This is a genomic window from Polaromonas sp. P1_E1_2, assembly GCF_056406035.1.
Genome location: NZ_JBFUAZ010000239.1, coordinates 1 through 5,858, shown reverse-complemented (window position 1 = coordinate 5,858; position 5,858 = coordinate 1). Strand labels below are relative to the sequence as shown.

Genomic DNA, 5,858 nt, shown 5'->3' with positions numbered 1-5,858 from the left:
CTGCAGGACATCAGCYGCCAGGCGGCCGCGCCCTGGGCCATCTCGCGGCTGAATTTTTCGCCACCTGTATCGGCCGCGGCGGCCATACCAGGCTTGGGCGTTTCGCGCGCGGCCTTTCGCGCCTCCCGCTCGGCCTGGAAGCTGCGCGCAATGTCACCGAGCGGTGCGTTGATGCCGGCAAGTTCGGCAGGAAGGTTGGGAGGACGCAGGCTTGCGGCATAGGCCACATCCAGCTGCTGCAACGCCCAGGCGCGGGGTGAGGCCGCAGCGGCCTGCGTCGAGGCCGGCGTGGGTGCATACCCCAGGCGCGAAGCGGCGCGCCATGTGGCGGCAAACTTGGCCGGCGGCGGCGCGGCATCGGCCTGCGCCTGCGCCGCCGGAGCGGCGAGGCAAGCCAGGAAGGCCGCGAGCATGCTGGCCTGGATAGTCACTGTGGGCATGGTGTTCTCCTGCAGCCCTTTGTAACGCATGCGGCACGCCTTGCGTTGAATACCCTCTCCAGCTTTACACAGGTTTACCGCACAAAGGCCTATGCCCTGGGGCAAATTCGCTCTTCTTTTACAGCGTCAGGATGGTGCAGCCCGTGGTCTTGCGGGCTTCAAGCGCACGGTGCGCCTCGGCAACGTCGGCCAGGGCAAAACGCTGGTCTATAGGAATATGGACTTTGCCGCTGATGACCATGGCAAACAATTCATCCGCCATTTCCTGTGTGGTCTCACGCGTCGCAATGTGGGTAAAGAGCGTCGGCCGTGAAACGTAGAGCGAGCCTTTGGCAGCCAGCAGGCCGATGTCCAGCGGCGGCGTCTTGCCCGAGGCATTGCCAAAGTTGGCCAGCAGGCCAAAGGGGCGCAGGCAATCCAGTGACTTGAGGAAGGTGTCCTTGCCGACCGAGTCGTACACCGCCTTCACGCCCTTGCCACCGGTGATCTCCTTGACGCGGGCCACGAAGTCTTCTTTCGCGTAGTTGACGGCAAAGGCCGCGCCCTGCGACAACGCCAACGCGCATTTCTCGTCAGAGCCGGCGGTGCCTATCAATTGCAGGCCCATGGCCCTGGCCCACTGGCAGGCGATCAGGCCCACGCCACCGGCGGCCGCGTGAAACAACACATGGTCGCCGGGCTGCAGGCCGCCTTGCGGCTGCGTGCGGCGCAGCAGGTACTGCGTGGTCAGCCCCTTGAGCATCATGGCCGCGCCGGTTTCAAACGAGATCGCATCGGGCAGCTTGCACACACACTTGGCCGGCATCACGCGCACTTCACAGTAGCTGCCGGGCGGCTGGCTGGCATAGGCCGCGCGGTCACCCGCTTTCAGGTGGGTCACGCCCTCACCAACAGCCTCGACGATGCCGGAAGCTTCCATCCCCAGTTGAAGCGGCATGGCAAGCGGGTAGACACCGCTGCGTTGGTACACGTCGATGTAGTTCAAGCCAACGGCCTTGTGACGGATGCGTATTTCGCCCGGGCCGGGGTCGCCTACCGTCACGTCTACCAGTGTGAGTTCTTCAGGTCCGCCGTGCTGGTTGATGCGTACGGCTTTGGAGGTGATGGAGGCCATGGATTTCCTTGCAAAGGTTGCAGATGGAGAAAGAAAAAGGGGTGGCCGCCATGGTGCCATGAATCGAAATGGGCCGCAGGCGCCGAGGGTTGAACCCCGTATGGCGAGAGGAAAACAGTCATGCTTGATAAAGTCCCCGTCATGACCCAACGCCTCACGCCCGCCACTGCCACGCTGCTGGTGGTCCCTCCCTTGCTCTGGGCCGGCAACGCCGTCGTCGGCCGCCTCGTCACTGGCCTGGTGCCGCCCATGACGCTCAACTTCCTGCGCTGGGCCCTGGCCTTCGTGATCCTGTTGCCGCTGGCCTGGCGCCTGCTCAAACCGCGCAGCAGCCTGTGGCCTCACTGGAAACGTTTCGCGGTGCTGGGCCTGCTGGGTGTGGGTTGCTACAACGCCTTGYAGTATCTGGCCCTGAAAACCTCCACACCGYTCAACGTGACGTTGGTGGCGTCMAGCGTGCCGATCTGGATGCTGATTGTGGGGGCGCTGTTTTTTGGCCAGGCTGTGTCGAAGCGACAGATCGCCGGTGCCGTGCTGTCGATTGCCGGCGTGCTGGTGGTGCTGTCGCGTGGCCAGTGGGAATTGCTCATGCAGGTGCAACCGGTGCCCGGTGACCTGTACGTGCTGCTTGCCACGCTGGCCTGGGCGTTTTACAGCTGGCTGCTGTCGYAACCCAAAGAGCCGGCGGAAATCCGCCGCGACTGGGCCGCCTTCCTGCTCGCGCAAATCGTGTTCGGACTGGCCTGGTCGGGCGCGTTTGCCGCCGGCGAATGGGCGTTGACCGACGCGCACATCCAATGGGGCTGGCCGCTGGCCGCAGCCCTGCTGTACGTGGCCGTGGGACCCGCGGTGATTGCCTATCGTTGCTGGGGCATGGGCGTGCAGCGTGTCGGGCCGGCGATTGCGGGCTTCTTTTCCAACCTCACGCCGCTGTTCGCTGCGCTGCTGTCGGCGGCCTTTCTCGGTGAGTTGCCGCACCTCTACCACGCGCTGGCTTTTGTGCTGATCGTGGGTGGCATCGTGGTGTCGTCGCGGCGCTGAAGCGCGCAGCAATCAGCGCAGCAGCGGTTTGATTTTCACAACACATTGTGAGAAATCGCTGCATAAAACTTGCCAAGCCCGCGCGGGCTCTTCAGAATCCGTTCCTTGCTTTGAGCCACTGCGCAACGAATAACCTTGTGTAGTAAACACCTTGAAGCCCTCAAGACCATGACTTTGTTCACTCACACCTGACGCACCCTCCACTGCCCCCGGCTGGATGTGGTGTCAACCATACCCAGCCCTGCGGGCAGTCGGTGCCGCGCCTTCACGTGTGAAGCGCGCTCCGCGAACCCCAGGCTGATTTTTCGCCGGGGTTTTGCTTTTTCGGAGCGTGCACATGAGTGCCAAAACTTTTTCCCGTGACTTTGCCGCAGGCAAGGTCAAGCATTTGCGGCGCATGAAGCAGCCGCTGGCTTTGACTTTGCCGCCACCCACACCGCGCAATCCCGTGGTGCGGGCCCTCGTCCAGCGTGCCATCACGTCGGGCGCGGGCAAACATATTCGCAGCGCCGGCGCTCACCGCCGGGCTGAAACCGTGGCTTTGCAAAAAGCCCTCAAAAATTTGACTGACTGACATGAAGAACGATATGACAACCGAGACGGCGGCCGCAGCCCGCGTGCCGCCCGAACTCATGCGCGAACGCAGTGCCCACCTGGCCCTMGTCGCCACCGAGCTGAAGACCGAGCTGTTCGGTATTGACGACATCATCGACCGGGTGATCGAGTCGATCCGCGCCTGGTACGTGCTGCCGCACATCATCCGCCGCCCGGTGATCGTGTGCCTGTGGGGCCTGACCGGCACCGGCAAGACCCAGCTCACGCGCCGCCTGGCGCAAAAGCTGGGTTTCTACGACCGCTTTGTCGAAGTACAGATGGACGGCTTCAGCAACGGCAGCAGCTGGCGCAGCGCCGACTCCATCAGCGGCATGCTGGCGGAGTCCGCCGTTGCCGAGAGCGAGCCTGGCATTCTGGTGCTGGATGAATTCCAGCGCTTTCGCACCATCAACGAAAAGGGCGATGAGGTCGCCGTCAAACGCTACCAGGACGTGTGGCAGCTGCTGTCCGACGGGCGCCTGCCGCCGTCGCTGTCTTTTCTGCAGGAGCTGGAATCGTCTCTGGCTTTCTCGCTGTATGACCACGAACGCGAGGAACAGGCTGATGAAAAGCCTGCCAAGGACGGCGTCCAGGCCAAAAAGCTGAAGTTCGCCCTTTCGCCCTACCAGGCTCAGGAATTCAAGCAAAGCCTCAAGCTCAAGGAACCACTACAGGAGGTGATGACCTGGACACCCCAGCAACTGCAGGAGCGCATGCTGGCGTTCAGGGCATCGACCGACTCGTGGGAAACGGATTACAGCCGCTTGCTCATCATCGTTTCGGGCAACCTCGACGAGATGTATGAGGGAACCGCCAAACGCGTGGAAGACTGCGACACCGATGCCGACATCTTTCATGCACTGACGAAAAAACTGTCGGTCATTGACGTCAAGAAGGCCCTGGGAGAGCGCTTCAAGCCCGAGCAGATCGCCCGGCTGGGGAACAACCATGTGATCTACCCCTCGCTGAGCCAGGCCACGTATGAGCGGCTGATCCGCAGCACCTGTGACAGATACGTTGGTGAAATGCAGGCGAGTGCAGGACTGTCTTTTGATCTGCATGAATCGGTGTACCAGGGAATTTATGCCAATGCGGTCTTCCCGGCCCAGGGCACGCGCCCGCTGTTCTCGTCGATTCACGCCATCCTGAGTGCGCCGCTGGTGAATGCCGTGCTGTGGGCGTTTGAGCATGATGTGCCGGCGGACACCACGCTGCACGTGAGGCTGGACACCGCCACGCAATCCCTGCACGTCAGTCATGGCGATTGCGGGGGCGGGAACATTGCCTACCCCGTGCCGCTGGACCTCAACCAGCTCAAGCAGCGCGCCAGCCCCGACTTTCGGGCCTTGCTGGCCGTGCACGAAGCAGGCCACGGCCTGGCCTACGGCCGCCTGTTCGGCCATGCGCCGCAGGAAGTCAAGATCAACGTGGCATCCTTCGAGGGCGGCTACAACAGCTATGTACGCATGAAGGCCGAATCACGTCAAAGCTGCCTGGACCGCCTCTGCGTGGGCCTGGCCGGCCGCGCCGCCGAGGCGCTGGTGTTCGGCGACGATGCCTGCACCACGGGCAGCGAGAGCGACTTCAAGAACGCCACCGCCCTGGCCGCACGCTTTGTGCGCCACTTCGGTTTCGGCAACCGGCTGAGCCACACCGACGTGACCCACGACATGGACGACAACCTCAACACCGATGTTGAGCCGACCAACGCCGAGATCGAGGCCCTGCTCGCGCAGGCGTACGCGCGCGCACAGGAGATTCTCAAAACCGATTCGGCCTTGCTACTGAGCATCGTGGACGAACTGCTGGAAAACGGCCAGGTGAGCAAAGAGAAAATGGCCAGCCTCCTGGGGGTCGCCATCGCGAAGGAAGAACAGATGCTTGCGCCGTATGCGGAGCAGCTTCAGGTGTTCGGCCTGCAGCACGCGTTGATGCAGCGTGTCGGCGGCATGGCGCCATCGCTGGAGCCCTCACTGGAATGATCCGCGTGGGCAAAAAAAAGCACGGAGAGCAGCCCAGCTGCTTTCCGTGCCCAATTTCCACCAACGGAAATCTTTGCAGGCCCCGGTTCAGTTCATCAAGCCTTGCCCGGATGCTCCTTGACACGGCTGACCAGCTGCGTGGGGTTCACGAAACGCAGCGCAATCAGCAACCACAGCACCGTGATCGCCATGTAGATCATCGCCATCGCGTCGACCGATTGCCCTGCGCGCACGCCGGCGGCAAAGACCGCGTAGTACAGCGCCACCACCAGCGTCTGGGTGTCGGGGCCGGCCACCAGAAAGGTCAACTCGAACATCGCCACCGTCCGCACCAGCACCAGCAGGCCCGCCGCCAGCACACCGGGCGCCAGCAGCGGCACCAGGGTGTAGAGGAACATCTGCCGCGTGTTGGCGCCAAAGACGCGCGCCGCAGATTCGATGTTGGTGTCTATCTGCTCGACAAAAGGCGTCATCACGAGGATCACAAAAGGCAGAGCCGGAATCATGTTGGCGATGATCACGCCCGGCAAGGTTCCGGCCAGGTGCAGTTGGTACATCACGGTGGCCAGCGGAATGCCATAGGTAATCGGCGGCACCATCAGCGGAAGCAGAAACAGCAGCGTGAGCAACTTTTTGCCGCGAAAGTCCTTGCGTGCCAGTGTGTAGGCGGCGGGCACACCGATCAGC

At 62.8% G+C, this 5,858-nt stretch carries 5 protein-coding genes and 1 pseudogene; 3 read left to right on the top strand and 3 right to left on the bottom strand.

Annotation, left to right across the window (positions count from 1 at the left end):
- A pseudogene (locus tag AC1D1P_RS12475) lies at positions 1-440 on the bottom strand (hypothetical protein); the annotation flags it as partial.
- Positions 441-558: 118 nt separating this feature from the next.
- Positions 559-1,554: a quinone oxidoreductase family protein gene (locus AC1D1P_RS12470; protein WP_477669691.1), complete on the bottom strand. Its 996-nt coding sequence runs from the start codon at positions 1,552-1,554 to the stop codon at positions 559-561.
- A gap of 141 nt (positions 1,555-1,695) precedes the next feature.
- Between AC1D1P_RS12470 and AC1D1P_RS12465 the strand changes: the two genes are divergently transcribed.
- The 3 genes from AC1D1P_RS12465 to AC1D1P_RS12455 all read left to right on the top strand — a co-directional run bounded on the left by AC1D1P_RS12465 (position 1,696) and on the right by AC1D1P_RS12455 (position 5,171).
- A complete protein-coding gene (locus AC1D1P_RS12465; RefSeq protein WP_477673198.1) occupies positions 1,696-2,595 on the top strand; it encodes a DMT family transporter in 900 nt (299 codons plus the stop codon).
- Positions 2,596-2,932: 337 nt separating this feature from the next.
- A complete protein-coding gene (locus AC1D1P_RS12460; RefSeq protein WP_477669692.1) occupies positions 2,933-3,169 on the top strand; it encodes a hypothetical protein in 237 nt (78 codons plus the stop codon).
- Positions 3,170-3,182: 13 nt separating this feature from the next.
- Entirely contained in the window at positions 3,183-5,171 is a 1,989-nt protein-coding gene (locus AC1D1P_RS12455) for an AAA family ATPase (RefSeq protein ID WP_477673197.1), read from the top strand.
- Positions 5,172-5,266: 95 nt separating this feature from the next.
- Here the strand turns inward: AC1D1P_RS12455 and AC1D1P_RS12450 are convergent.
- Positions 5,267-5,858 (bottom strand): ABC transporter permease (locus AC1D1P_RS12450; protein WP_477673196.1); only part of this gene is annotated, 592 nt, incomplete at its 5' end.